General features: G+C 63.7%; 24 protein-coding genes. 16 read left to right on the forward strand and 8 right to left on the reverse strand.

Translation table 11 applies throughout. The annotated features are described in order from the left end of the window. Positions 1 to 208: 208 nt before the first annotated feature. Positions 209 to 631, reverse strand: a complete 423-nt coding sequence (ndk, locus tag ACK4TE_RS13595) for a nucleoside-diphosphate kinase (RefSeq protein WP_409912071.1) — start codon at positions 629 to 631, stop codon at positions 209 to 211. Between the two features lie 236 nt (positions 632 to 867). Between ndk and ACK4TE_RS13600 the strand changes: the two genes are divergently transcribed. After that, the gene (locus tag ACK4TE_RS13600; protein WP_409912072.1) at positions 868 to 3234 is read left to right on the forward strand and encodes a TonB-dependent receptor; all 2367 of its coding nucleotides are present in this window, start codon (positions 868 to 870) and stop codon (positions 3232 to 3234) included. A 110-nt stretch (positions 3235 to 3344) separates the two neighbouring features. On the opposite strand, the gene ACK4TE_RS13605 is transcribed toward ACK4TE_RS13600, so the two are convergent. Beyond that, positions 3345 to 4058, reverse strand: a complete 714-nt coding sequence (locus ACK4TE_RS13605) for a TetR/AcrR family transcriptional regulator (protein ID WP_409912093.1) — start codon at positions 4056 to 4058, stop codon at positions 3345 to 3347. A 174-nt stretch (positions 4059 to 4232) separates the two neighbouring features. Here ACK4TE_RS13605 and ACK4TE_RS13610 point away from each other — a divergent pair, with 174 nt between their 5' ends. From ACK4TE_RS13610 to ACK4TE_RS13620, 3 genes are read left to right on the forward strand one after another with little or no spacing between them, the layout of a single operon-like run. Continuing rightward, positions 4233 to 5102 carry an alpha/beta fold hydrolase gene (locus ACK4TE_RS13610; RefSeq protein ID WP_409912073.1) on the forward strand — a complete coding sequence of 290 codons (870 nt, stop codon included), beginning with the start codon at positions 4233 to 4235 and terminating at the stop codon, positions 5100 to 5102. Beyond that, positions 5099 to 6385 (forward strand): spinster family MFS transporter, encoded by a 1287-nt coding sequence (locus ACK4TE_RS13615; RefSeq protein ID WP_409912074.1) that lies wholly within the window; start codon positions 5099 to 5101, stop codon positions 6383 to 6385. The genes ACK4TE_RS13610 and ACK4TE_RS13615 overlap by 4 nt, the downstream gene beginning before the upstream one ends. Continuing rightward, entirely contained in the window at positions 6382 to 6711 is a 330-nt protein-coding gene (locus ACK4TE_RS13620; protein WP_409912075.1) for a zinc ribbon domain-containing protein YjdM, read from the forward strand. The genes ACK4TE_RS13615 and ACK4TE_RS13620 overlap by 4 nt, the downstream gene beginning before the upstream one ends. Here the strand turns inward: ACK4TE_RS13620 and ACK4TE_RS13625 are convergent. Both ACK4TE_RS13625 and ACK4TE_RS13630 read right to left on the reverse strand, forming a co-directional pair. Continuing rightward, positions 6708 to 7181: a DNA polymerase III subunit chi gene (locus ACK4TE_RS13625; protein ID WP_409912076.1), complete on the reverse strand. Its 474-nt coding sequence runs from the start codon at positions 7179 to 7181 to the stop codon at positions 6708 to 6710. The genes ACK4TE_RS13620 and ACK4TE_RS13625 overlap by 4 nt on opposite strands. Then, positions 7174 to 8637 carry a leucyl aminopeptidase gene (locus tag ACK4TE_RS13630; RefSeq protein WP_409912077.1) on the reverse strand — a complete coding sequence of 488 codons (1464 nt, stop codon included), beginning with the start codon at positions 8635 to 8637 and terminating at the stop codon, positions 7174 to 7176. The genes ACK4TE_RS13625 and ACK4TE_RS13630 overlap by 8 nt, the downstream gene beginning before the upstream one ends. A gap of 121 nt (positions 8638 to 8758) precedes the next feature. On the opposite strand from ACK4TE_RS13630, the gene ACK4TE_RS13635 reads away from it, so the two are divergent. The 7 genes from ACK4TE_RS13635 to rpmG all read left to right on the forward strand — a co-directional run bounded on the left by ACK4TE_RS13635 (position 8759) and on the right by rpmG (position 17458). Then, entirely contained in the window at positions 8759 to 9898 is a 1140-nt protein-coding gene (locus ACK4TE_RS13635) for an LptF/LptG family permease (protein ID WP_409912078.1), read from the forward strand. After that, entirely contained in the window at positions 9898 to 11019 is a 1122-nt protein-coding gene (locus ACK4TE_RS13640; RefSeq protein ID WP_409912079.1) for an LptF/LptG family permease, read from the forward strand. The genes ACK4TE_RS13635 and ACK4TE_RS13640 overlap by 1 nt, the downstream gene beginning before the upstream one ends. 67 nt (positions 11020 to 11086) lie before the next feature. Continuing rightward, the gene (topA, locus tag ACK4TE_RS13645) at positions 11087 to 13693 is read left to right on the forward strand and encodes a type I DNA topoisomerase (protein ID WP_409912080.1); all 2607 of its coding nucleotides are present in this window, start codon (positions 11087 to 11089) and stop codon (positions 13691 to 13693) included. Between the two features lie 69 nt (positions 13694 to 13762). Then, on the forward strand, positions 13763 to 14101 hold the full coding sequence (locus ACK4TE_RS13650) for a hypothetical protein (RefSeq protein ID WP_409912081.1): 339 nt from the start codon (positions 13763 to 13765) through the stop codon (positions 14099 to 14101). 50 nt (positions 14102 to 14151) lie between these two features. Continuing rightward, complete coding sequence (gene rnr, locus ACK4TE_RS13655) at positions 14152 to 16425, forward strand: ribonuclease R (protein WP_409912082.1); 2274 nt, start codon at positions 14152 to 14154, stop codon at positions 16423 to 16425. Positions 16426 to 16498: 73 nt separating this feature from the next. After that, positions 16499 to 17215, forward strand: coding sequence for an NUDIX hydrolase (locus ACK4TE_RS13660; protein ID WP_409912083.1), 717 nt, complete (start codon positions 16499 to 16501; stop codon positions 17213 to 17215). 75 nt (positions 17216 to 17290) lie between these two features. Further along, entirely contained in the window at positions 17291 to 17458 is a 168-nt protein-coding gene (gene rpmG, locus ACK4TE_RS13665; protein WP_220987351.1) for a 50S ribosomal protein L33, read from the forward strand. Positions 17459 to 17520: 62 nt separating this feature from the next. On the opposite strand, the gene ACK4TE_RS13670 is transcribed toward rpmG, so the two are convergent. The 3 genes from ACK4TE_RS13670 to ACK4TE_RS13680 form a co-directional block, all read right to left on the reverse strand. Then, complete coding sequence (locus tag ACK4TE_RS13670; protein WP_409912084.1) at positions 17521 to 18759, reverse strand: MFS transporter; 1239 nt, start codon at positions 18757 to 18759, stop codon at positions 17521 to 17523. A 61-nt stretch (positions 18760 to 18820) separates the two neighbouring features. Continuing rightward, positions 18821 to 20188: a PleD family two-component system response regulator gene (locus ACK4TE_RS13675; protein WP_409912085.1), complete on the reverse strand. Its 1368-nt coding sequence runs from the start codon at positions 20186 to 20188 to the stop codon at positions 18821 to 18823. Then, positions 20185 to 20574 (reverse strand): response regulator, encoded by a 390-nt coding sequence (locus ACK4TE_RS13680; protein ID WP_409912086.1) that lies wholly within the window; start codon positions 20572 to 20574, stop codon positions 20185 to 20187. Before ACK4TE_RS13680 ends, ACK4TE_RS13675 begins: the two co-directional genes overlap by 4 nt. Positions 20575 to 20711: 137 nt before the next feature. Here ACK4TE_RS13680 and ACK4TE_RS13685 point away from each other — a divergent pair, with 137 nt between their 5' ends. The 5 genes from ACK4TE_RS13685 to ACK4TE_RS13705 are packed head-to-tail and all read left to right on the forward strand — an operon-like array spanning position 20712 to position 24829. Next, positions 20712 to 21986 carry a DNA polymerase IV gene (locus tag ACK4TE_RS13685; RefSeq protein WP_409912087.1) on the forward strand — a complete coding sequence of 425 codons (1275 nt, stop codon included), beginning with the start codon at positions 20712 to 20714 and terminating at the stop codon, positions 21984 to 21986. 54 nt (positions 21987 to 22040) lie between these two features. Then, a complete protein-coding gene (locus ACK4TE_RS13690; protein WP_409912088.1) occupies positions 22041 to 22499 on the forward strand; it encodes a RidA family protein in 459 nt (152 codons plus the stop codon). Between the two features lie 2 nt (positions 22500 to 22501). Next, positions 22502 to 23224, forward strand: coding sequence for a glycerophosphodiester phosphodiesterase family protein (locus ACK4TE_RS13695; protein WP_409912089.1), 723 nt, complete (start codon positions 22502 to 22504; stop codon positions 23222 to 23224). A gap of 10 nt (positions 23225 to 23234) precedes the next feature. After that, positions 23235 to 24398, forward strand: coding sequence for a GNAT family N-acetyltransferase (locus tag ACK4TE_RS13700; RefSeq protein WP_409912090.1), 1164 nt, complete (start codon positions 23235 to 23237; stop codon positions 24396 to 24398). Beyond that, entirely contained in the window at positions 24395 to 24829 is a 435-nt protein-coding gene (locus ACK4TE_RS13705; protein WP_409912091.1) for an HIT family protein, read from the forward strand. The genes ACK4TE_RS13700 and ACK4TE_RS13705 overlap by 4 nt, the downstream gene beginning before the upstream one ends. A gap of 114 nt (positions 24830 to 24943) precedes the next feature. Here the strand turns inward: ACK4TE_RS13705 and ACK4TE_RS13710 are convergent, their stop codons facing one another. After that, on the reverse strand, positions 24944 to 25384 hold the full coding sequence (locus ACK4TE_RS13710; RefSeq protein WP_409912092.1) for a hypothetical protein: 441 nt from the start codon (positions 25382 to 25384) through the stop codon (positions 24944 to 24946). Positions 25385 to 25694 lie beyond the last annotated feature (310 nt).

The following is a 25694-nucleotide window of genomic DNA, read 5'->3' on the forward strand; positions in this document are numbered from 1 at the left end:
TGCGGCAGACGGAAAACTCAGAACCAACCCACCGGCCGGGAACCCCCGCGTCCGGGCAATCGTGCTGCGCTCACTGCATTGTGCCCACACGAGCAAGGCGAAGCGCGCAGGTGCCGCGGGCCTCAGCCCGCGAACAGCACCGAGCAAAATCAAAAACGCCCCGGCCGGACGGCCAGGGCGCTTGAATTCTGAAACTCGAATTAGCCGCTCAGCCAGCGATATCGGCGTCCGAGAAGAACTGGGCGATTTCGAGGGCGGCGTTCTCGGCCGAATCCGAGCCGTGCACCGAGTTTTCGCCGATCGATTTGGCGAACAGTTTGCGGATCGTGCCATCGGCGGCCTGGGCTGGGTTGGTGGCGCCCATTACTTCACGGTATTTCGCAACCGCGTCGTCACCTTCCAGCACCTGCACGACCACCGGGCCGGAGGTCATGAAGTCGACCAACTCGCCGAAGAAGGGGCGCTCGCGGTGCACGCCGTAGAAACGCTCGGCCTGGGCGCGGGTCATCTGGATGCGGCGCTGACCGATGATGCGCAGGCCGGCCTTCTCGATGACGGCGTTGATGGCGCCGGTCAGGTTACGCTCGGTGGCATCTGGCTTGATGATGGAAAAGGTACGCTGCACGGCCATGGGGGGGCTTCCTGAGTGTCTGGGATTGGAGGGTTGCCGGGCCTATAGCGGGCCGCCTTCGCGCCTGCAACAGGTTCCGGCCGCGACCTGTCGCCCGGATGCAACGGTCCGGGCCGCAAATCTTGCAGGCCTCCGCCGGAGATTGACAGCTTCCGCCTTGTGTGTATTTCAACACCTGTTGAAAAAACTCAACAGATGTTGAGTAAACAGGCCGCGCCAGGCCACGGGAGGACTAAATGGCTGGTAATCTCAATAAGTTCATGCTTGCCGTTCTGGCAGCCAGCGCACTGACGCCGGTTGCCGCATTCGCGCAGGAAGACGCCGCCGCAGAGCCGGCCGCACAGGAAGACCGCCGCCTCGGCACGGTCGTCGTCACCGCCCAGCGCCGCGAGGAAAACCTCCTCGACGTGCCGCTGTCGGTCTCCGCCTTCAGCGGCGACCTGCTTGCCGGTCTGGGCGTCCAGACGCTGGACGAAGTCGCCAAGATCTCGCCGAACGTGACCCTCGAAGTCTCGCGCGGCACCAACAACACCCTGTCCGCCTTCATCCGCGGCGTCGGTCAGCAGGACCCGGTCTCGGGCTTTGAGTCGGGCGTCGGCATCTATGTCGATGACGTTTACCTGAACCGCCCGCAGGGCGCCGTACTCGAAGTCTATGATGTCGAGCGCATAGAGGTTCTGCGCGGTCCGCAAGGCACGCTCTATGGCCGAAACACGATCGGCGGCGCGGTGAAATATGTCACCCGCGGCCTCTCCGACGAGCCGACCTTCAAGGCCCGCGGCGCTTATGGCTCGTATGCCCAGGCGGACATTGTTGCCTCCGGTTCGATCCCGCTGAGCGATACCTTCCGCGTCGGCGGCGGTCTTGCTTTCTTCACCCGCGACGGCTTCGGCGAGAACCTGATCACCGGCGAGGAGAACTATAACAAGGATGTCGCCGCCTACCGCCTCTCGGCAGAGTGGGACGTGACCGACAATTTCCAGATCCGCGTTGCCGGCGACTACATGAACGACGAGTCGAACGCCCGCCAGGGCCACCGCCTCATTCCGGACCTGTCGCCGCCGTTCCAGTATCCGGTGCTCAGCAATGAGTATGACACGCGGGCCGGTCTCGACGTCGTGAAGCAGAATGTTGAAGTGAAAGGCGGCTCTCTCGTCGCCGAGTATGAGGTCAATGACCGCATCTCGCTGAAGAACATCCTCGCCTACCGCGAAGATGAAGGCACCTCGCCCATCGACTTCGACTCGCTGCCCGCAGTCGACGTCGACGTGCCCGCCATCTACACCAACGATCAGCTCTCGAACGAATTCCAGATCAACTATTCCGGCGACCGCCTGAACGGCATCATCGGGGCGTACTACCTAGAAGCCAATTCCGACACCGTGTTCGATGTCGGCCTGTTCACCACGGGCCAGCTCCTGAACCTTATCAACAGCACGACCGCCTTCACCGGCTTCACCGCGCAGACGTTCGGCGAAGTCGGCACCGAAACCTGGTCGGTCTTTGCGGACTTCACCTTCGACATCAACGACAAGCTGTCGGTTGCTGTCGGTGGCCGCTACACCGAAGACGAGCGCACCTCGACCGTCATCCGCCGCAACTATGTCGGTGGCTTCTCCCAATTCTTCGGCGGCAGCGGTGTTCCGATCTCGACCTCTTCGAACTTCAACGGTTCCGAGAAGTTCGACGATTTCAGCCCGCGCGTCTCGCTGACCTACAAGCCGGTCGACGAGCATACCCTGTATGCAACCTATGCCCAAGGCTTCAAGGGCGGCTCCTTCGACCCGCGCGGCCAGACGAGCCTGACGCCTGACTTCGATCAGAGCGGCACGGTTACGCCGGATGAAGTCAAAGCCTTCATGATGTTCGAGCCGGAAGAAGTCGACAGCTACGAAATCGGCTGGAAGTCGAACACCTTTGATCGCCGCGTGCAAACCAGCATTGCGGGCTTCTACATGGACTACAAGGACGTGCAGATCCCGGGTTCGGTCGGCGTCGACATTGACGGCGACGGCATCTTCGAGAGCTTTGCGGGCGTCACGACCAACGCAGGCGCTGCCACCCTCTGGGGCGTGGAACTCGAAAGCAATGCCCAGCTCGGCGAGGAGCTGTTCAACGACTCCGACTACTTCAATGCCGGGCTCAGCGTCGGTTACATCAATGCCGAGTATGACGAGTTCATCACGATCATCGGCGGCGTACCGACGAACCTCGCGGATCAGCGCGTTGTTCAGAACACGCCGGAATGGACCGGCAGCCTGCGCCTGACGTATGACACGCCGTTCAACATCCTTCTGAAAGAAGGCCGTCTGACGATCAATCAGCTCACGTCCTATCGTGGCGACTCGAGCCAGTTCGAAATCCCGAGCGCGATTGACCAGGAAGCCTATACGCTGGTGGATCTCAGCATCCGCTGGAAAGAGAATGGCAGCCGCTGGGGCTTCTCGCTTTCGGGCAAGAACCTGACGGATGAACGCTACCGCGTGTCCGGCTACAACTTCCTGAACGCTGTGGGCGCGCCTGCCCTCGGCCTGGAAGGCGTGCTGACAGGCTTCTACGGCGACCCGCGCACCTTCACTTTCGGGGTCGACTACAACTTCTAGGCTTCTGGCGTTTCCTCCCCGGCCCGGCCCTCAGGGGCCGGGCCTACCAGAAGACCTTCCTGGGGCGGCGTTCGGTGGACGCCGCCCTTTTTCTTGCGCAGCGGGAACGCTCAGTGCGCGGAGCTTTTGACGCGGGAGGGCTTAGCCTGTGGCTTGCCTGCAGGCGCCGCACGGCGGGCTGCCTCGAAACCGCCAGTGATGAACGGCACCATATGCTCGCAGGCATCAGCCAGGTCTTCGGACTGGACGAGACCGTTCGAAAGCGTGTCGATGCGACCCGTCTGGGCGAGCGCCAGCGTCAGCGCGCCGGAGAAACAGTGATAGCCCCAGAACAGGTCACGCTCGTTCATGCCCGGCAGGGCAAGGCGCAGCGCGTCCAGGAACTTGCGGATCAGCGGATCGAAATGCTCCGTCATCAGACGGCCGCCCCAGCCCGGCGTATTGTTCACATAGGCGACGAGCGCATAGTAGCTGTTCCAGCCCGGCTCCTTGAGGTGCGGCCCTTTGAACAGCGGCTCGACGTAGGCGCGGATGATGGCCTCTACTGTCGGCGCTCCGGGCCTGGCCGCCGCGATGGCGTCAATCAGAGCGGCTTCGCGCAGATCGTTCAGGATTTTTGCCCGTCGGTCGAACACCGCGACGAACAGCTTTTCCTTCGACCCGAAATAATAGTGCGGCAGGGCGACGTCCACGCCAGCCCGGTTGGCGATCGTGCGCAGCGTGACGCCGTCAAATCCGTGTGCACTGAACTCGGCCTCCGCGGCATCCAGGATGGCAGAGCGGCGATCCGCCTTCGGGGCGGGCAGTTTCTTTTTGGCGCTCAGGAGCGTTTCCTCTCACTCTCGACTCTGCGGAATATGGACCGGGGGGCCTGCCTAGTCAAAGCCGCACACTTTGCGCACCCCTTCAGCCGCTTGCACTTTGCCGGGTTTCCTGCACATATTCAACAGGCGTTGAAACGGGGCCGGGAGTGCCTCGCATCCGGGAGGCTGATCGACATGCAGAGCACGGAGTTTACCTGGACGTCCGAGGACGGCCTGAACCTGTTCGCGAAGTCGTATGGCGCGGAAAGCGCGCCGCTGACCGTGCTTTGCCTGCACGGGCTGACCCGGAACCATAGAGATTTCGAGGCAATGATTGCCGCCCTGCCCGCCCGCTATCGCTACATCGCGGTGGATGTGCGCGGGCGCGGCCAGTCGGACTATGACCCGAACCCCAAGAATTACGCGCCCCCGGTCTACGCGAAGGACATGCTGCGCCTGATCGACACGCTGGGCCTGAAGAAGGTCGCGCTGATCGGCACGTCAATGGGCGGCCTGATTTCCATCCTGATGATTCGCTCCGCCCCCGGACGGATTTCCGGCATCGTGCTGAACGATGTTGGTCCCGCTGTGGAGAAGGATGGCCTTGCGCGCATTGCGGGTTATGCCGGCAAGATGCCGCCGGTGACAGACTGGGCGAGCGCTGCGGCAGCGGTAAAAACGGTCAACGGCCCAATCTTCCCGGCCTATACGGACGATCAGTGGATGGCGATTGCGCGGCGCACCTATCGCGAAATGCCGGATGGCAAGGTGCAGCCCGATTACGACCCCAACATCGCGGCCAATCTCGGCAAGATGAAGCCCGGCCCGCTGACCAGCTTTTTCCTGTGGCACATCTTCGGCGTGACGAAGAAGGCGCCGCTGCTGGTCGTGCGCGGCGAGACGTCGGATATCCTCTCGCAGACGACGGCAGAGCTGATGGTGAAGCGCCATCCCGATGCCCGCCTCGCGCGCGTGCCCGGCATCGGCCATGCGCCGTTCCTCGACGAGCCGGAAGCCGTCAACGCCATCACCGAATTCCTGTCCCGACTGGAGACAACCGCATGACCTCGGCGCCGCTGCCCCTGACTGCTCCGAAGATTTCCGGCCGCGCCTGGGTGCTGGCAGTGCTGACGCTCACTTACATGTTCAACCATGTCGACCGGCAGATCCTCGTCATCCTGATCGAGCCTATCAAGGCGGAGCTCGGGATCGGCGACACGCAGGTCGGCCTGCTCTCCGGTCTCGCCTTTGCGGCTTTCTATGCCACACTCGGCATCCCCGTGGCGATGTGGGCGGACCGGGGTAACCGGCGCAACATCATCGCCCTCGCCCTCGCCATCTGGTCGGGCATGACAGCGATCTCCGGCATAGCGCAGAACTTCTGGCAACTGCTTCTGGCCCGCATGGGCGTCGGCGTCGGCGAGGCGGGCGGCACACCGCCGGCCACCTCGATGATCGCCGACCTCTACCCGCCGCAGGAGCGCGCCACCGCGCTCGGCATCTACACCGGCGGCATCGGCCTCGGCATCATGGCAGGCTTTGCGCTCGGCGGGTATGTTTATGAACTCTGGGGATGGCGCGCGGCGTTCTTCGCTGCCGGGATTCCAGGTTTGATCCTTGCCCTGATCGTCCGCTTCGGCATTCCAGAGCCGGTGCGCGGCCTTGCCGACCAGCGCAAGGATGACAGCCCGGCGCCCTCCATTGGCGAGACGCTGCGTTTCATCTTCACTCAGTCGTCTTACCTCTGGCTGATGGCAGGATGCCTTCTGATCTGCATTTCGGCGAACGCCTTCCTCGTGTTCACCTCCAGCCACCTGCAGCGCACCTATGGCCTCACGCCCGGACAGGTTTCCCTGCCGCTCGGCGTGCTGATCGGCGGGGTGGGCAGCATCGGCGCCATCGTGCTCGGCCGGGCGTGTGATGTGCTGTCGAAGCGCGACATGCGCTGGCGCCCGCTGATCATCGCGGCCTGCGCCGGCATCGCCCTGCCCTTCGCCTGGATGTTCCTGCGCGCGCCGACGGTGGAGCTTGCCTATGCCTGGAACCTGGTGCCGAGCTTTATCGGCCTCGTCTACGCCTCGGTAGCCTATACCGCCTCCCAGGAACTGGTGAAGCTCCGTATGCGGTCTTTTGCGTCGGCCTTCATGCTGTTCTGCCTGACGCTGATCGGCATCGGCTTCGGCCCGGTGATTGCCGGCATCCTGTCGGACCATTTCACGGCCAACGGCGCAGCGCAGCCTCTCGCGCGGGCGTTGGAAATGATGTTGCTGTTCAACGCCGCGAGCATCTTCTGCCTCGTCATGTCGACCCGGGACTACCGGCGCGACGTGGCCCGGGCAGCAGAATGACCGACCTGCCCGCCTGCCCCGAATGCGAGTCCGTGCTGACCTATGAGGATGGCCCGATGCTGATCTGCCCCGAGTGCGGGCGTGAGTGGACCGAGGCGGCGCCAGCGGGCGCGAAGGTGGTCAAGGACTCGGTCGGCAATCCGCTCACTGACGGTGACACGGTGACGGTGATCAAGGACCTGAAGGTGAAAGGCTCCTCACTGGTCGTGAAGCGCGGCACGAAGGTGAAGAACATCCGCCTCGTGGACGGCGACCATGACATCGATTGCAGGATCGACGGCGTGGGCGCCATGGGGCTCAAGTCGGAGTTTGTGAAGAAGGTCTAAGCCCCCGCCTCTTTCCATCCGCCTGCGGAGGTTTGCTGGAAGTAGCGGGTCACGAGGCCGGAATCCTTCGCGGCTTTGAACTGTTCGCGCGCCCTTGCGCGCGTGTCCTTGTCGCCATCTTCGAAGATGACCATGCAGCGCCGGAACGGGGCTTCGACCGGGGCGTCCGTGCCGTCCATCAGGACGAGGGCGTCGGCGGCGTTGTCGTTCTTGAGTTTCGCCGAGAGCAGCACGGGCTGGCGGGCGGCGTCGAGGCCGGGGGCTTCGGCCTGCCCGTGCGGGAGGAAGGACGTGTCGTCGAAGGTCCACAGCGCCGCGTCGAGTTTCGCGAGCCGCTCCAGGTTCGGCGAGACGGCGAGCACGCGCCATCCCGCCTCCAGGCATTTCTGCATCAGCGGCGGGGCCGCCACCTCCAGCGCCGTGCGCGAGAGGTGGTAGAACCACCATTCGGGCCGGATGGCCTCACTCATAATTGTCCCGGATCCAGCGTTCGAGCAGGCGCGGGCCGTAGCCGGAGGCCCAGCTCGGGTCGGTGGGGGCTTTCTCGCCTTCGACCCAGGCAACGCCGGCGATGTCGAGGTGCGCCCACTTCACGCCGTCCTTGACGAATCGTTTGAGGAACTGCGCGGCAGAGATCGAGCCGCCCGCGGAGCCGCCGATGTTGCGCATGTCGGCAAATTTCGACTTCAGCAGGTTGTCATATTCCGGGCCCATCGGCATGCGCCACACGCGTTCGCTTTCAGCGAGGCCGGCTTTCGTCAACTCGTCGGCGAGATCGTCGGAGTTGGTGAACATGCCCGCATGCCAGTGGCCGAGCGAGATCACGATTGCGCCGGTGAGCGTCGCAAGGTCGACGATGGCTTTCGGCTTGAAATGCTCCTGCGCGTACCAGAGCACATCGCACAGCACGAGGCGGCCTTCAGCGTCGGTGTTCTGCACTTCGATGGTCTGGCCGGACGCGGAGGTGAGGATGTCGCCGGGGCGGATGGCGTTGCCATCCGGCATGTTCTCGACAAGGCCGACGAGGCCGACAACATTGACCTTCGCCTTGCGCTGGGCCAGCGCGCGCATCGCGCCGGTGACCGCCGCCGCGCCGCCCATGTCGCCGCGCATGTTTTCCATGTTGAGGCCCGGCTTCAGCGAGATGCCGCCGGTGTCGAAGCAGACGCCCTTGCCGACGAGGATGACCGGATCATCGCCCGGCTTGCCGCCATTCCATTTCATGATGGCGAGCTGGCTTTCCTTGACCGAGCCCTGGCCGACGCCGAGCAGGGCGCCCATGCCGAGCTTGGCCATCTGCTTTTCGCCCAGCACTTCAACTTCAAGGCCGAGCGCCGAGAGTTCCTTGATCCGCTCCGCGAAAGATTCGGGATAAAGGACGTTCGGCGGCAGGTTGACCAGGTCGCGGGCGAGATAGGTGCCGTCCGTAGCGGCATCGATGGGGGCGAAGGTGGCCTTGGCCGCTTTCGGGTCTTCGGAAATGACCGTGAGGGTCGACAGGCTCGGCTTCTGGTCCGGCTTCAGTTTGGTGAAATAGGTATCAAAACGATAGGCTGCCAGCTTGGCGCCTGCAGCCACCCTTGCCGCTGATTCTGCATCGCCGGCCGCAATCGAGGCCGATTTGAAGCCGCTCTGGGCGATGGCTTTCACCAGGTTGCCGCCGAGGGTTTCCATCGCGCGGCCATCCCGCTTCTTCGCTTTGCCGCCGCCCAGCAGGACCGCGCGGCGAGCGTCAGCGCCCTTCGGCAGCACGATAATCGCCTGCTGGCCGGTCTTTCCGTCGAACCGGCCGCCTTCCAGCGCCTCCGAAAGCAGGCCGCCGGACGCCTTGTCCAGCGCAGCCGCTACTGCCGGCAGACCATCCCCTTCGTCCACGATGAAGGCGGCGATGTCAGCTTTGGCGCTTTCTGCGAATGTAATTTTCATGTGTGGAAACTCCGTTTGCAGCGGAAACTAAGCATCGACGCGCCGAGCGCAACTCGTTAGCTAGGGTTTTACTGCCCAAATAAGTGTCAACGCTGACCGCGAGATTGCCGCACCCCGGACCATGACGAAGATTCAGGCCCATCTGTTCCGGCAGGTTCTGTCGGCCGTGGTTATCATCGTCGGCGGGCTCGTGATGATGGCCTTGCTGGCGCAGGGCCTGTCGCGGACGGACCTGATCCTGGAAAACCGCCAGTCGGCCCTGACCTACTTCTATATCGTGATGCTGGGCTCGCCGCAGGTGATCGCCCTGCTGACGCCGCTGGCGATCTTCGTGGGATCGGTCTGGTCGCTGAACCGTATTCACAAGGATTCCGAGATTGTCGTCGCGCAGGCGGCCGGCATGACCCGCTGGCAGGTCGCCTCGCCCCTGATACGCCTCGCCGTAGTCTGCGCGGTGCTGCACCTCGGCGTGAACCTCTGGGTGCAGCCCGCTGCGCAGCGCGCCATGCGCGAGGCGGTGGCGGTGGCACGCGCCGACCTTGCGGCGGCGATGATCCGTCCCGGGCAGTTCACGACGAACGGCGAGCGCCTGACCTTCTATGCCCGCGAACAGGTCGGCGGCGAGCTGCGCGGCGTGATGATCTCGGACATGACCGATCCGGACTATCCGACCGACATTCTCGCCCGGACGGCAGCGCTCGTCACCGTCGAGGGGCGCCCGACCCTTCTGCTGCGCGACGCGCTGAGCCAGCAACTAGACAATAACCAGCAGCTCTCGATCCTCGAGTTCGATCAGTACATGTTCGACCTGACGGACTTCATGAAGGAAGATTCCGAGCTGATCTTGAAAGCCTCAGACAAATACCTGCACGAACTCTTTTTCGTCGACCGGAAAGACTATTTCCAGAACAAGGAGGCCGACGGCTTCCTTGCCGAAGCGCATGCCCGCCTGACAACGCCGCTGCTGAACATCGTGATGGCGCTGCTGGCGATTGTGTCGGTGCTGGGCGGCGACTTCAGCCGGCAGGGCTATGGGCGGCGTATCGGCCTCGCCACCGGCGCAGCGGCGCTCATACTTGTGGTGCAGCTCGGCCTGCAATCGGCGGCGGCGGATGATCCCGCGCTCAACATTGTGCAGTGGCTTGTGCCTCTGGGCGTGATCGGCGGCCTGTCCTGGGCCTATTTCCGGCGCGGGCGCCATATCGGCCGCCGGCCGCCGCGTGAGGGCCTGCCCATGACTCGCCAGGAGGCGCTTGCCTGATGCCCTTCCTGTCGCGCATCCAGACCTACATCCTGAAGGAATGCCTGTCCGGCCTCGCCATGGTGCTGGGCCTGCTGGTGCTGGCGATCCTGCTGATCGATGTGGTCGAACAGCTGCGCACCGTCGGCGGCGATGTCGCCATCTCGCTGCTGGACGCGGTGCGCCTGTCGATGATGAAGCTGCCACTGCTGGTGGAGCAGACCCTGCCCTTCGCGCTGCTGGCCGCTTCCATGCTGGCCTATACCCGCCTGAACCGGCGTTCGGAACTGTCGATCATCCGGGCCAGCGGCCTCTCAGCCTGGCGGTTCCTGACGCCGGTGATCGTGCTGGCAGTGGCGCTCGGCCTGATGTCCTCGCTGGTGCTGAACCCGTTTGCGGCGAAGCTGGCGGAATCCTTCGAGTTCGAGCGCGCGCGCCTCCTGAAGATCGGACAGGAGATTGCCGCCGTGGCTGACAATGGCGTCTGGCTTCGTCAGGGAGATGATACCAGCCAGTTCGTCATCTATGCCCGGCGGGTAGAAGATTCCGGGCGCACCCTGCTTGACGTCAAGATGATCGAGGAACAGCGCCTCTATGCCGGGCGCCAGCCGACCAGCGATTTCGCCTTCGTACGCCGTATCGATGCCGAGCGCGCCGTGCTCAATGATGGCTTCTGGCAGCTTGAAAACCTTGTCGAAAACCTGCCGAACCAGCCGCCCGAGCGCAAGGACAGCCTCGCCATCCCGACCTCGCTCGATGCCGTGACCCTGCTCGACAAGTTCGCCTCCCCCAACACGATCGGCTTCTGGGACCTGCCGGGGTTCATCCATGAAACCCGCGCGGCAGGGCTCGATGCGTCGCGCTACACGATGCGATGGTATTCGCTGACGGCCGTGCCGGTCCTGTTCGTGGCGATGGCGCTGATCGGGGCCCTCGCCTGCCTGCGCCTGCAGCGCCTGGGCGGCACCTCGCGCCTCCTCGCCACCGGCGTTCTGGCCGCTGTGGGCCTGTATTTCTTCACCCAGTTCTCCGCCAGCCTCGGGGCCACAGGCGCGGCGCCGCCGCCGGTTGCGGCCTGGTCTCCGCCCCTGTTCGTGCTGTTCGCCAGCCTCGCCTTCATTGCCTACCGCGAAGACGGCTGAAGCCATCGCGCCTTGACACGGCCCTCCCTCAAAGACCATCTCTGCCGCCCTTGAAGAGGGATAGTGAATGAAACTTGTCGTCGTCGAATCGCCCGCGAAGGCCAAAACGATCAACAAGTACCTGGGCAAGGACTATAAGGTCCTCGCCTCTTACGGGCATATCCGCGACCTTCCCTCGAAGAACGGCTCGGTCGATCCGGACAATGATTTCGAGATGGTGTGGGAGGCCGATTCCAAGTCGGCGAAACGCATTTCGGACATTGCGAGCGCTCTCAAGGACGCCGACACCCTCATTCTCGCGACCGACCCTGATCGCGAAGGCGAAGCCATCAGCTGGCACCTCGTGGAGGCCCTGAAGAAACGCCGTGCGCTGAAAAAGGACACGGTCGTCGAGCGCGTTGTGTTCAACGCGATCACCAAGAACGCCGTTACACAGGCAATGGAGCACCCGCGCGCCATCGATGCGGAACTGGTGGACGCCTATCTCGCGCGCCGGGCGCTGGACTATCTTGTCGGCTTCAATCTCTCCCCTGTCCTCTGGCGCAAGCTGCCGGGCTCGCGCTCGGCGGGGCGGGTGCAGTCGGTGGCGCTGCGCATCGTCTGCGACCGCGAGAACGAGATCGAGATGTTCCGCCCGCAGGAATACTGGAACGTCGTCGCCGAACTGCGCGCGCCGGATGGCACGCATTTCGAGGCGCGCCTGCATTCGCTGGACGGCGAGACGCTGAAGAAATTCACGCTCGGCAACAAGGGCGATGCGGATCGCGCGCTGGAGATTGTCCGCATTGGCGGCTACTCCGTCACTTCGGTTGAAGCTAAGCCCGTCAAGCGCAATCCGCCGCCGCCCTTCATCACATCAACGCTGCAGCAGGAAGCAAGCCGCAAGCTCGGTTTCACCGCCAAGCGCACGATGCAGGCCGCGCAGAAGCTCTACGAAGAGGGCCGCATCACCTATATGCGGACCGACGGCGTCAACATGGCCGAGGAGGCCTATGTAGCGGCGCGGTCAATGATCCAGTCCAACTATGGCGCGCGCTACCTGCCGGAAAACACGCGGCGTTATTCTTCCAAGGCGAAGAACGCGCAGGAAGCCCACGAGGCTGTGCGCCCGACAGACTTCAACCTGCGCCCGGAAGACTATCACGGCGACGGCGACCTGAAGAAACTCTACACCCTCGTCTGGCGCCGCGCGGTCGCCTCGCAGATGGAAGCGGCCGTCTTCGAGCGCACCACCATCGACCTCACCTCGAAGGACAAACGCGCGGGCCTGCGCGCCTCGGGCCAGGTCGTCGTGTTCGACGGCTTCATCAAGCTGTACACGGAAGATCGCGACGATCCGGCGGACGAGGACGAAGATGGCGAAGGCCGCCTGCCGAAACTGAATCAGGGTCAGCATACGGATCTTGTCCAAGCGAAAAGCTCGCAGCATTTCACCGAGCCGCCGCCGCGCTATACCGAAGCCTCGCTGGTCAAACGCCTTGAGGAGCTCGGCATTGGCCGGCCGTCCACCTACGCCTCGACCCTCGCCACGCTCGAGGACCGCGGCTATGTGCGTCTCGACCAGAAACGCCTGATCCCGGAGGATAAAGGCCGCCTCGTCACCGCCTTCCTCGAAAATTTCTTCGCGCGCTATGTCGAATACGATTTCACTGCCGCGCTGGAAGAAAAGCTCGACATCATCTCTGACGGCAAGCTCGACTGGAAAGCGTTCCTGCGCGAGTTCTGGCAGCAATTCGTCACTGACATCGAAGGCACGAAAGACTTGCGCGTGACGCATGTGCTCGACGCGCTGAACGAAGCGCTCGGCGCGCATGTGTTCCCCCGCCAGGACGCAGACGGCAACACGATCGAGAACCCGCGCCTCTGCCCGCTCTGCAAGGAGGGCGAGTTGTCGATGAAGCTCGGCAAGTTCGGCGCTTTCGTCGGCTGCTCGCGCCATCCGGACTGCAAGTATACGCGCCAGTTCTCCGCCGAGGGCGGCGAGGCGGCAGCGATCAATCCGGACGGCAACGAGATCGGCATCCACCCGGATACCGGCGAGATGATCCTGCTGAAATCCGGCCGGTTTGGCCCCTATGTCGAGATGGCGAACGGTGAGAAGCCTAAACGCGCGAGCCTCGGCAAGCAGGATTCGGCCGAAACGCTGACGCTGGCGCGCGCGGTCGAACTGCTCAGCCTGCCGCGCGAGATTGGTCCGCACCCGGAGGATGGCGAGATGATCCTCGCAAACTTCGGCCGCTTCGGGCCTTACGTTCAGCATGGCAAGACCTATGCGAACCTGAAGGACCCGCGCGACGTGTTCACCATCGGGGTGAACCATGCCGTCGCCCTGATCGCCGACAAGCGCGCCCGCGCGGCGACTGGCGGCGGGCGCGGCGGCGCGGCGGCGCTGAAGTCTCTGGGGGATCACCCCGATGGCGGCGCGGTGGAAGTCTTCGCCGGCCGCTATGGGCCTTATGTGAAATGGGGCAAGGTCAACGCCACCCTGCCAAAGGATGTGACGCCGGAAGCCGTGACACTGGAACAGGCCCTAGACCTCGTGAACGCGAAAGCGGGCTCAGGCGGCGGGAAGAAGAAGGCTGCAGCGAAGAAACCCGCAGCTGCGAAGAAACCAGCCGCGAAGAAACCCGCAACCAGCAAGAAATCGGCCAAAAAGAAAGCAGCGGACAACTGAGCCTCGCATTCATGCGGCCTTCATCTCGAACGGCGTCATTCTTGCTCCGAGCATTTCGGAGTCGAATTAATGCGTACAGCCCTCCTATGTCTGTCTATCGTGTCGGCTGGCTTTCCTGCAAACGCTGAGGCACAGCCCCACAATGAACTGACTTTCTGGCTGAAGGATGAGGAACGCCGGACGGTGTTCCTTGCTGATGAGGGCGCCGCGGGTGCAGGTGTGCTTCCGACCCTTCGAATATGCTATGAGAGCGCCGCCTCCACGCCTGCCCCGCAACATCTCATGGTCCACCTTGGAACCAGGAAGCAGAGCCTGAAGGCTGGCGAGTGCGGCTTCTTCTCCGGCGAGACGGTCGAACTAGCCATTGAGCGCGGCTCGCTGCGGGCACAAGTCGTGCTGCTGCGCTAGGGGCACAATTTCCCCGCGCATTCCGCCGCGAACTCCCCTATATGCGGGCCATGAGTTTTCCAGATCGTCAGACGGTCCTTGATTTCCTGAAGGAAAATCCGGACGCGACCACCAAAGCCGATATTGCCCGGGGCCTCAAAGTGAAGGGCCGCGAGCGGGCTGTCCTGCGCGACATCCTCGAGGAGCTGGAGCGCGAAGGGAAGCTGGAGCGCACCGGCAAGCGCAGCTGGGCGCAGGCCGACCGGCCGCCGCCCTCTGGCCTCGTCGAGTTCACGCGCCTCGCCAAGGAGGGCGATCTCGTCGGCCAGTGCGTCGGCGACAGCGGCCTGTTCGGGCCGGAGCTAATCTATGGCGGCCCGTCCGGCAAGAACCGCTCGCGCGCGCCGGCGAAAGGCGACCGGGCGATCTGCAAGATTGTCGGCCGCGAGAATGGCGAATGGCGCGCCTATGTCATCACGCTGCTGGAGAAACGTGTCAGTGAACGGATCGTCGGCCTGTTCGAACGCGGCCCACGCGGCGGGCGCGTTATTCCCGCCAGCCGGAAGGAACGGCGCGAGCTGCTGATCCAGGAGGCCGACTCCAAGGGCGCGAAGGATGGCGACCTCGTGATCGCCGAACCGAAACCACAGGGCAAGCGCCAGTATGGCCCGCCGCTCGGCATCGTGAAGGAAATCGTCGGCCACATCACCGATGCGCGCTCAGCCAGCCTGATCGCGATCTATGCCAATGACATTCCGGTCGAGTTCCCCGAAGCCGTTCTGAAAGAGGCGCGCGAGAAGAAGCCCGCCGATGTTCCGCGTACGGACCTGACGCAGACGCCGCTGATCACCATCGACCCGCATGATGCGCGCGACCATGACGACGCCGTCTATGCCGAAGCGGTGGAAGGCGGCGGCTGGCGGGTGATCGTCGCCATTGCGGATGTCTCCGCCTATGTCACCGAAGGCTCCGCGCTCGACAAGGAAGCGGAGAAGCGCGGCAACTCGACCTATTTCCCGGACCGGGTCGTGCCGATGCTGCCGTTTGAGCTTTCAGCGGATGCCTGCTCGCTGAAGGAAGGGGAACTGCGCCCCTGCCTCGCGGTCGAGATGATCTTCTCGAAGGATGGCCACAAGCAGCGCCACAAGTTCATGCGCGCCAACATGCGCTCGGAAGCGAAGCTCGCCTATGAGGAGGCGCAGGCCGCCATCGACGGCAAGCCGGGCGGCAAGGCTGGCGAGATTCTGGAAACGGTGCTGAAGCCGCTCTGGGCCGCCTATCACGCCGTTGCGAAGGCCCGCGATGCGCGCAGCCCGCTCGACCTCGACATGCCGGAGCGGCGAATCCAGTTCAACGCCGAAGGCGAGATCATCGGCATCCTCACCAAGGAACGCCTTGAGGCGCACCGCCTGATCGAGGAGTTCATGATCCAGGCGAACGTCGCCGCGGCCGAAACGCTGGAGCAGAAGAAAAGCCCGGTGATCTACCGCGTGCACGATACGCCGTCGGATGCGAAGATCGCGGCCTTTGCGGAATTCCTTCAGACGCTCGACATGAAATGGAACATTGGCGAACGTCCGCAGACGCACAAATTCAACAAGTTGCTCGCCGAGATCAAGGGCGGCGACTATGACGGCATGATCTCGCAGATGGTGCTGCGCACACAGGCGCAGGCCATCTATTCGGAGGAAAATCTCGGCCATTTCGGCCTGAACCTGCCGAAATATGCGCACTTCACTTCGCCCATCCGCCGCTACGCGGACCTTGTCGTCCACCGCGCGCTGATCACCGCGCATGATTTCGGGCCGGACGGATTGTCGGAGCGCAATGCCGCGCGCCTTGAGGAAATCGCCAGCCATATCTCGATGACCGAGCGCCGATCAATGGCGGCAGAGCGGGATGCGACAGATCGCTACCTCGCCATCTTCCTCGCTGATCGGGTCGGTGCGGAGTTCGAAGGGCGGATCACGGGCGTTACGGGTGCGGGGCTTTTCATTGCACTTGCAGGCTCAGGCGCCGATGGCTTCGTGCCGATCTCGTCGCTGTCGGATGACTATTGGGTGCATGACGAGGCCGCGATGGCCGTCTACTCGCGCGGCTCGGGCAAGACGTTCTCACTCGGCCAGATTGTCCGTGTACGGCTTCTGGAAGTCACACCGCTCCAAGGCGGGTTGCTGCTGGAGATGCTGTCCGAACCGATGCAGGCGCCGAAGGGCCGTCAGGCCATCCGCAAACAGATCACCCGCGAAAGCGCCGCCCCTCGCGGCCGCCGCGGCGGCCCGCCCCGCAAGGGCAAACCGAAATTCGACAAGCGGACCCTGCCGAAGAAGGGCAAGCGGCGCTGAGCCGCAGTGCTTCACCCAACGTCATGGTGCAGTGCGCCTTGCAATCGCAATTCTGCCATTAATGATGTCGTCCATGCTGAACACGGTTTTTGACAAAGACGAAGACGGCGTTGTCATCCAGAAGGGCGTGGCGAGCCAGCGCCCGAAGGATGCGGCGACGCTGATCCTTGTGCGGCGCGACCAGTCGCGCCCGCGCGTGCTGATGGGCAAGCGCGCCGGCACGAATGCGTTCATGCCGGACAAGTATGTGTTTCCCGGCGGCCGGGTCGATCCGCACGACGGCAAGGCCATCGCCTGGGAGGAGCTGCGCCCCGAGGTCGAAGCTAAGTTGCGCCTGCACAGCCGCCGCAATCCGCGCGCCTTTGCGCTGACGGCCATCCGCGAGACGTTCGAGGAGACCGGGCTGATCGTCGGCCGCTCGGCCGAAATGCCGCCTGCCTGCCCGCTCGGCTGGGAAGATTTCCACAGGCTGGACGTGGCGCCGGTCCTCTCGCCGCTCACCTTCATCGGCCGGGCCGTGACCCCGCCCTACCGGCCCCGCCGGTTCGATGCCCGATTCTTCATGGCCGAGGCCGAGATTGCCCTGATCGACGAGCGTCCGCCGGTCGACGGGGCGGAGCTGTCAGACCTGCAATGGGTGACGCTTGATGACGCCCTGAAGCTGGACCTGCCCTCGGTGACCCGGTTCATGCTGGGGGAAATCGCCGAACGGCTGGAAAAGCCAGACAAGCCGCTCGCCCCGCCCTTCCTGCGCTGGAGCCGGGGCGGCCACCAGACGGACCGCCTCTGACCGCTTGACTTCGCCCGGAACCCTCGTCATTAAGCCGGTTTTCCGGTTTCACCCCGCTATCAGAAGGGCCCCGCAATGGCCAAACCCGCAACCATCAAGATCCGCCTGAATTCCACGGCTGATACGGGCTTCTTCTACGTCACGAAGAAGAATCCGCGCACCATGACCGAGAAAATGGTGAAGCGGAAATACGATCCCGTCGCCAAGAAACATGTCGAGTTCAAGGAAGGCAAGATCAAGTAAGGTCTTGTTCCTCTGGAACTTTCCGCAAAAGCCCGCCCCACATGGTGCGGGCTTTTCGCGTTTCAGGTGATCTTCTTTTCCTGCGGGTCCGGCGCGTTCAGGTGGCGGATACGGCGCAGGCCGGGGAAGATGAAGACCGAGGCGGCCGCCACGCCAATGGCGGCGAAGCCCCCGGCGACGACGGTAAACACTGGTCCGGCAAACGCCGCCATGAACCCGGCCCGTGTCTCGCCCAGCTCGTTCGAGGCGCCGACGAAGATCGAATTGACGGCATTCACCCGCCCCCGGACTTCATCCGGCGTCCAGAGCTGCAGGATGATCTCGCGGACATAGACCGAGATCATGTCGAAGCCGCCGACACACATCAGCGCAAGGATCGACACCCAGGCGAGCGTCGAGGCGCCGAACACCGCTGTCGCAAGGCCGAACAGGCCGACGGCGACCAGCAATATCCAGCCGGCATGATCGCGGATCGGGAAGGATGTGATCAGCACGATGGCGATCACCGCCCCGATACCGGGCGCGGCGCGCAGGAGGCCGAGGCCGAGTTCGCCGACATGCAGGATGTCGCGCGCATAGATCGGCATCAGCGCTACCGCGCCGCCGAGCAGCACGGCGAAAAGGTCCAGCGAGATGGCGCCGAGGACGACCTTCGATTTCCAGATATACCGGAAGCCGCCCAGGATGCTGGCAAGCGTCGGCGGCTCGCGGCTGATCTGCTGGTTGGGTTTCGGGATCGAGAAGATCAGGAAGGCCGCGACCACGAACAGGCAGACTGATGTGCCATAGGCGGCCTGCGGGGCGAGGCCGTAGAGGATGGCGCCGGCGACCGGCCCGAAGATGGTCGCCACCTGCCATGAGGTGGTCACCCAGCTGACCGCGTTGGCGAAATCCTCGCGCGGCACGAGATTGACCGCGAGGCTCGTCGCTGCGGGACCGTAAAAGGCGCGCGCGGTGCCGAGCAGCGTCAGCACGGCGAGGATCAGCAATGGATCGAACCGCCCGCTCAGCACCAGCAACAGGATCGCCGCTGCGCAGTTCATCATCAGCATCACCGCGCAGCCCATCACCAGCCGGCGCCCCAGCCGGTCAGCGGCATTGCCCGTGACCACGACCAGAAGCAGGGCCGGCAGGAACTGGACGAGGCCGATCCAGCCGAGCAGCGCCGGGTTGCGTGTCTCGTCATACATCTGCCAGGCGACCGCGACGGATACGATCTGCACCGCGAAAGAGGTCAGGAACCTCGAGAAGAAGTAGCGCGTGTAGGAGGAATGCCGGAAGGCCGCGAAACGGTCTGTCATAAGCGGAGGGGCCTGCGCGGGATCACGCTGCCCGCTTCGCGCCGTTAGCGGCCCGTGTCAATCAGGCCGCGATGCTTTCGACCCGGTTGCGGCCGCCGGACTTCGCCTGGTATAGCGCCGTGTCGGCCCGCTTCATCATGTCGGCAATCGTGTCATGCGGCCCCAGCAGCGAGGACACGCCGGCGCTGACGGTCACCTTGATGCTCTTGGTGTCGCTCATCACCAGGAAGGGCTCGGCCGCAATCGCCCGGCGCACGCGCTCGGCTGCGGCCATCGCGAGTTCGCCCGGCGTTTCCGGCAAGATGACAAGGAATTCCTCACCGCCCGGACGGCAGGCGACATCCATCGGGCGGATATTCTGGCGCAGCCGGTCCGCCAGTTCCTGCAGCACTTCATCGCCGGCCTGGTGGCCGTGCGTGTCGTTGATGGGTTTGAAATGGTCGATGTCGAGCATCATCACCGAGAGCGGCTTTCCGCCCATCACCGCACGGTGCATCAGCTGTTGCAGCTGGTTGTTCATGTAGCGGCGATTGTAGAGGCCGGTGAGCTGGTCGATGACCGACAGTTCGAGACCGCGGTCCACGCGCTCGCGCAGGATTTCGACATAGCGCGTGCGCCGGGTCTGCGTACGGATGCGCGCCAGCAGTTCCTGCCGGTCGATGGGCGCCATGATCATGTCGCTGGCGCCGATCTCCATGCCTTTCACGGCGCGGGCCCGCTCGAGCGGATCACAGACCAGAAGGATCGAGACAGCGCGCGTCACGTCATTCGATTTGAAATGCGCGCACAGCTTCAGCGGATCAAAACTCTTCGAGAGCAGCGAGAGTAGCAGCACATCCGTGCGCTCGGTTGCAAGCTCTCCCATGTCGCCCGCTTCGAGCAGCGTCATCACCTTGTGACCAGCGTCGCGCAGGATGCCGGCAATGCGCGCCGAGGTGCGCGGATTGTCGTCGATGACGAACACGCGCGCCGGACGGTCCACTTCTTCCGGATCGACCGATTCCATCGCGCCGGCGCGGATGCCGCTTGCTTCCCGCTGGCGCAGTTCGGAGGTGACCGTGTTGTAGCGGATCAGCGCATTGACGCGCGAGTTCAATACGAAGTCGTCGATCGGCTTGGTCAGGAAATCTTCCGCCCCCGCATCAAGTCCGCGCACGCGGTCTTCGGTATCGCTCAGTGCCGTGACCATGACGACCGGGATATGGTTCGTGACCGGATCAGCCTTCAGGCGGCGGCAGACTTCATACCCGTCCATGCCCGGCATCATCACATCGAGCAGGATGATCTCCGGATCTTTCGCCTTGGCGATCTCGAGCGCCTGCGGACCGTTCTCGGCGAGCAGCACCGTGTGATACTGCGCCTCCAGTTTTGCGGCGAGCAGTTTACGGTTCGCTTCTATGTCGTCGACGATCAGGATACGGGCGCTCATGCCGCCTCCTTCGGCATCAGCGCTTCTACCGCGCGGATGAACGACGCGATCTGGATCGGCTTGGAGAGATAGCCCTCACAGCCGGCCTCGCGCACGCGCTGTTCGTCCGTGCGCATCGCAAAGGCCGTCACCGCGAGCACCGGAATGTGGGAAACCTTCTTGTCGTCCTTCAGCCAGCGCGTGATGTCGAGGCCGGAAACCTCGGGCAGCTGGATGTCCATGATGATCAGGTCCGGCAGCTCCTTGCGGGCGATTTCCACCGCCTTGGCGCCGTCGCGGCACTGGAACGTCGTATAGCCATAGGCCCCCAGCAGGTCGCAAAACAGGCGCATGTTGAGTTCGTTATCCTCAACCACAAGCACTGTTCCGGATCGTTTCCTGGTCATATGGCCCGAATTTGCTGGCGATTCGCCGGGATGCGAATCCGCTTTTGCCAGCTATACTGCAAAAGATTAACGCTCCTTTGAGCCTTGGACACGGCAGGTTTGGGGCAATCAGGAGTGAGTCCGGGAAACCGTCCGCCATGGCCAGTCTCTGCCGCGATTGCATGACCCTGAAGCCTGCGCCGTTCGAGCGGTGCCCGGGATGCGGAAGCCTTCGGGTTGTCACGCACTCCTCCCTCGAATCACTCGCCATTGCACACGTTGATTGTGACGCTTTCTATGCATCGGTCGAAAAGCGGGACAATCCGGCTCTTCGTGACAAGCCTGTCATCGTGGGCGGCGGCCAGCGTGGCGTGGTGACGACGTGCTGCTATATCGCGCGCCTCTACGGCGTGCGCTCCGCGATGCCGATGTTCAAGGCGCTGAAGCTGTGTCCTGATGCGATTGTGCTTCCGCCGGAATTCCGCAAGTACCGTGACGCCGCGCGGGCGATCCGGGCACGGATGGATGAGCTGACACCGTTGGTGCAGCAGGTTTCCATCGACGAGGCCTATCTTGACCTGACGGGTACGGAGCGCCTGCACGGCGTGCCGCCGGCGGCAAGCCTGGCGATGCTGGCGAGGGCAGTCGAGAAAGACGTCGGCGTGACGGTCTCGATCGGCCTTTCGGGAAATAAGTTCCTCGCAAAGACCGCAAGTGAGATCGACAAGCCCCGCGGCTTTGCCGTGCTCGCGCCGGAGGAGGCCGAAGCCTTCCTTGCGGACAAGCCTGCCGGTTTCCTGCACGGTGTCGGGCCGAAGTTTGCCGAGTCCCTGACCCGAGACGGTTACTACACTATCGGCGATCTTCAGAGGGCGGATCTCAAAACTCTGATCCGGCGCTATGGCGAAACCGGCGAGTGGCTGAAGAAGTGCGCGCATGGCCGCGACACGCGCCGCGTCAATCCGCATGAGGAAAGAAAGTCTGTCTCGAGCGAGACGACCTTCTTTGAAGATACCGCCGAGATCGGGCTGCTCGAAGACCATCTCTGGCGCCTCAGCGTGAAAACCGCCGACCGGGCAAAAGCCGAACGTGTTGTCGGCAGCGTCGTGACGCTGAAACTCAAGACCTCGGATTTCAAGCCGTTGACCCGGCAGATTTCCCTACCCGAGCCGACTCAGATCGCGCAGGAAATCTTCCGCACGGCGCGGCCCTTGCTCGCCAAGGAAGCCAATGGCCGGGTGAAGTACCGCCTGATCGGGGTCGGCCTCTCCAGCCTTTCCGGTTACCGCGCCGACAATGCCGATCTCATCGACCCCAAGGTCGCCAAGCGCGCCGCTGCCGAACGTGCGTCCGACAAGGCCCGGGCAAAGTTCGGGCGCGATGCAGTTATGACGGGCCGGTCCGCCAAGAGCGTGCGGAAGGACGAGGGCTGACTTGCCCAGCAGCGCGGGCTAAGGGGAAGCGTAAACCAGATCTGGGAGCCCGCCATGTCCACCCCCGAAGCCAGACTCGACGCCCTCGGCATCGTCCTGCCCGCCCCGATGAAACCGGTGGCAACCTATGTGCCGTTCGTGATCACCGGCAACCTGCTCTATGTCTCCGGCCAGGTGAGCGCGACCGCTGAAGGCCGCATCCTCGGCCGGCTCGGCGAGAATATGGAACTCTCCGCCGGCCAGCATGCCGCGCGCATCTGCGGCATCAACCTGATCGCCCAGTGCAAGGCCGCTGTCGGCGAGCTGTCGCGGATCAAGCGCGTCGTGAAACTCGGCGGCTTCGTCAATGCCGCGCCGGGCTTCGTAGACATTCCGCAGGTCGTGAACGGATGCTCTGACCTGATGGTCGAAGTCTTCGGCGACGCCGGCAAGCATGCCCGCTCGGCAGTTGCCTGCCCCACCTTGCCGCTGGGCGTCGCGGTGGAAGTCGACGGCGTGTTCGAGATCGCCTGAGCATGGCGCGCGGGTTTGACCTTGGCGCTTTCGCCTATGCCCATCGCGGGCTTTGGCTGCAGGAAGGCCCGCCGGAAAACTCGCTGGCGGGATTCCGCGCGGCGGCGAAGGCTGGCCTTGGCATCGAGTTCGACCTTCGCCCGGCCGCCGACGGTACGGCCATGATCTTCCACGACTCGCAGCTCGGCCGGATGACCGGCCGGCAGGGCGAGTTTGAAACACTTCGAGCCGAAGACCTGAAAGGTATAGGCCTTGTTGAGTCTGCCGAGCGCATCCCCACTTTCGAAGACCTGCTGAACCTCTGGCCGGCAGGGCTGCCGCTGCTGTGCGAGATGAAGATCGACGGCAGCACCGATCCTGCCGGCTTCGCCCGCACAATTGCCAGCCGGCTTGCGGACTGGCAGGGCCTTGCCGCCGCGATGAGCTTTTCCGAAGCCGCTGTGCGCGCGCTTCCGGACACGCTGATGCGCGGCCAGCTGGTCGTGCCCACCTCCTACACCGAAGAGGATACGTTCGACGGCATCGTCCGCCGCGCCATCGAGGATGGCATCGACTACCTTGCCGTCCACCACACCGATATCGGACGCGCCGCGAAGCTGGCCGCACCTGCGGGCAAGCCGGTTGTCGTCTGGACCGTGCGCAGCGAGGCGGAGCTGGAGGCGGCGCTGCCTTACAAACCGGCCATCATCTTCGAGCATATCGACCCGGCGCGTGTGACGCCCTAAATTCACCGGCATGGACGCTGCCCTGCCCCGAATCCGCTTGGTCAACGCGCTTGCAGAAGTGAGCCCGTCAGACTGGAATGCCGTCGCCAATCCGCCCGGCCTGCCCTACGATCCTTTTGTCAGCTGGGAATTCCTCGACGCGATGGAACGCTCCGGCGCGGCGACCCCGCGCTCCGGCTGGCGGGGCGCGCATGTGCTGGCGCAGGATGCCGGCGGGCGGCTGCGCGGGGCGATGCCGCTCTGGCTGAAGAGCCATTCTCGCGGCGAGTTCATTTTCGACCAGTCCTGGGCCGAGGCCTGGGAACGCGCGGGCGGAGCATATTATCCGAAGCTGCTTTCCGCAGTGCCGTTCACGCCTGTAACCGGCCGGCGGCGGCTGGTCGCGCCCGGGCCGGATGAGGCGCTCTACAAGGCGGCCTTGCTGCAGGGCGCGATACAGCTGTTGCAGGACATGAAAGTCTCGTCGCTCCACATCAACTTCATCGAGGAAGCAGAAGTGGGTCCGCTGCAGCATGCGGGCCTCCTGATCCGCACTGACCAGCAGTTTCACTGGAAGAATGACGGGTACGGATCATTCGGGGATTTCCTCGCGACGCTCTCCTCCGACAAGCGCAAGAACCTGCGCAAGGAACGCGCCAAGGCGCAGGAAGGCCTGACCTTCCGCCACATCACCGGCGACGAGATCACCGAGGACCATCTCGACCGGTTCTTTGAGTTCTACATGGACACCGGCAGCCGCAAATGGGGCTCGCCTTACCTGACTAGGGCGAGTTTCACATTGCTCCGGGAACGGATGGCCAGGGACCTCCTTTTCATCTTTGCCTACGAGGGCGACACGGCGATTGCCGGCGCGATGAACCTGATCGGTTCGGACACGCTGTATGGCCGTTATTGGGGCTGCCTCGATCAGCGCCCGATGCTGCACTTCGAGACCTGCTACTATCAGGCCATCGACTTCGCCATCGCGCGCGGCCTGAAGACTGTCGAAGCCGGCGCCCAGGGCGGCCACAAGCTGGCGCGCGGCTATGGCCCGGTGAAAACCTTCTCCGCACACTGGATTTCCCATGCGGGCTTCCGCGCTGCGGTGGCCGAATATCTCGAACGCGAGCGCGAAGCGGTTGACGCAGACATGGACTTCCTCAAGGATCGCACACCGTTCAGGAAAGACCCATGACCCTTCACGCCCCTTATGATCCGAACAATATCTTTGCCAGAATCCTGCGCGGCGAGATGCCGTGTGTGAAGGTTTTCGAGGATGAGGTGGCGCTGGCGTTCATGGATGTGTTTCCGCAGACGGAGGGGCATGTTCTGGTGGTTCCGAAAGGTGTCGAGGCTCGAAACTTCCTTGATCTTCCGGAAGCTTCTGTTGGCGAGTACATGCTCCGTGTGCAGAAGGTGGCGCGCGCCGTTGAGGCCGGGCTGAAGCCTGACGGCTTGCGCGTGATCCAGTTCAATGGCGCGCCGGCAGGCCAGACCGTGTTCCATCTGCACTTCCATATCATCCCGATGCGCGACGGCGTCCCGATGGGCGCGCATGCGAGTGGCGGCATGAAGAGCACGGGCGAATTGGAGCCGATTGCTACGAAGATCCGCGCGGGGTTTTGAGGCCGGGCAGCACAATCGCCCGGACGCGGGGGTTTTCCCGGCCGGTGAGATTAGAACTTTGAGCTTTCTATTTTTCCCGATTATCCCCGCGAAAGCGGGGATAATCGGAGTTATCTAGGATGTGTTGTGCGGGGTGCGGGCGCAGGCCCCCTCCGTCAGCGCGCGGAGCGCGCCTGCTCCGGGCGATTGCAGGGCAATCGCTAATCCTTCGCAGCCTCCCCTGCTTCGCAGGGGAGGATGGGAACAGGGCCGCAGCGTTTCGCTTGTGGCGAACGCGAGGAGCTTCGTGGGCACGCCGGTGCTCCACACCGGGTCATCCCAGCGCGGTTTCTCAAGTTCGTAGGGTTTGTACGCTGACGGGTCCGGTTTCTTCTGGCCGAGATAGGCGGGGTAGACGTAGCCCCAGCGGGTGGTGGCGAGGAGGAGGGTGTCGTAGCCGCACTTGTCGTACCAGAGGAAGACGCGGTTGAGGCTCCACCAGAGGATGGGCCAACACAGCGGGTGAACGTGCCGGAAGAGCGGCGCGAAGTTCGGGTCTCTGCGGAGTTGGCGCATGGAGATCATGGGCGGGAGCATAACCCTGCCTCAGGGGGTGTCGGATTGAGATGCTGCTTTTTCTGCTTCGCGCATTGATCCGTAGGGGGATTTATGGCGTTTGGCCGGATTTGGTGTTGCATAAGTCGGCTTGCGGAAAGCTGCCGGGAATACCTGCGGAGGGGTGGGAGATTGGAGATTCTGGGTCCCGGCTTTCGCCGGGATGACAGCAAGGAGAGCGAAGGGGTTTGGTTCGCTCGCGTGTTTGTATTGGCGGATTGCCGGCCGTTACAGGCGATTCCAGCTTTTTACAGGTTTGCCTTCAAGCAAA

It is taken from the genome of Hyphomonas sp. (genome assembly GCF_046313975.1).
Classification (GTDB): Bacteria; Pseudomonadota; Alphaproteobacteria; order Caulobacterales; family Hyphomonadaceae; genus Hyphomonas.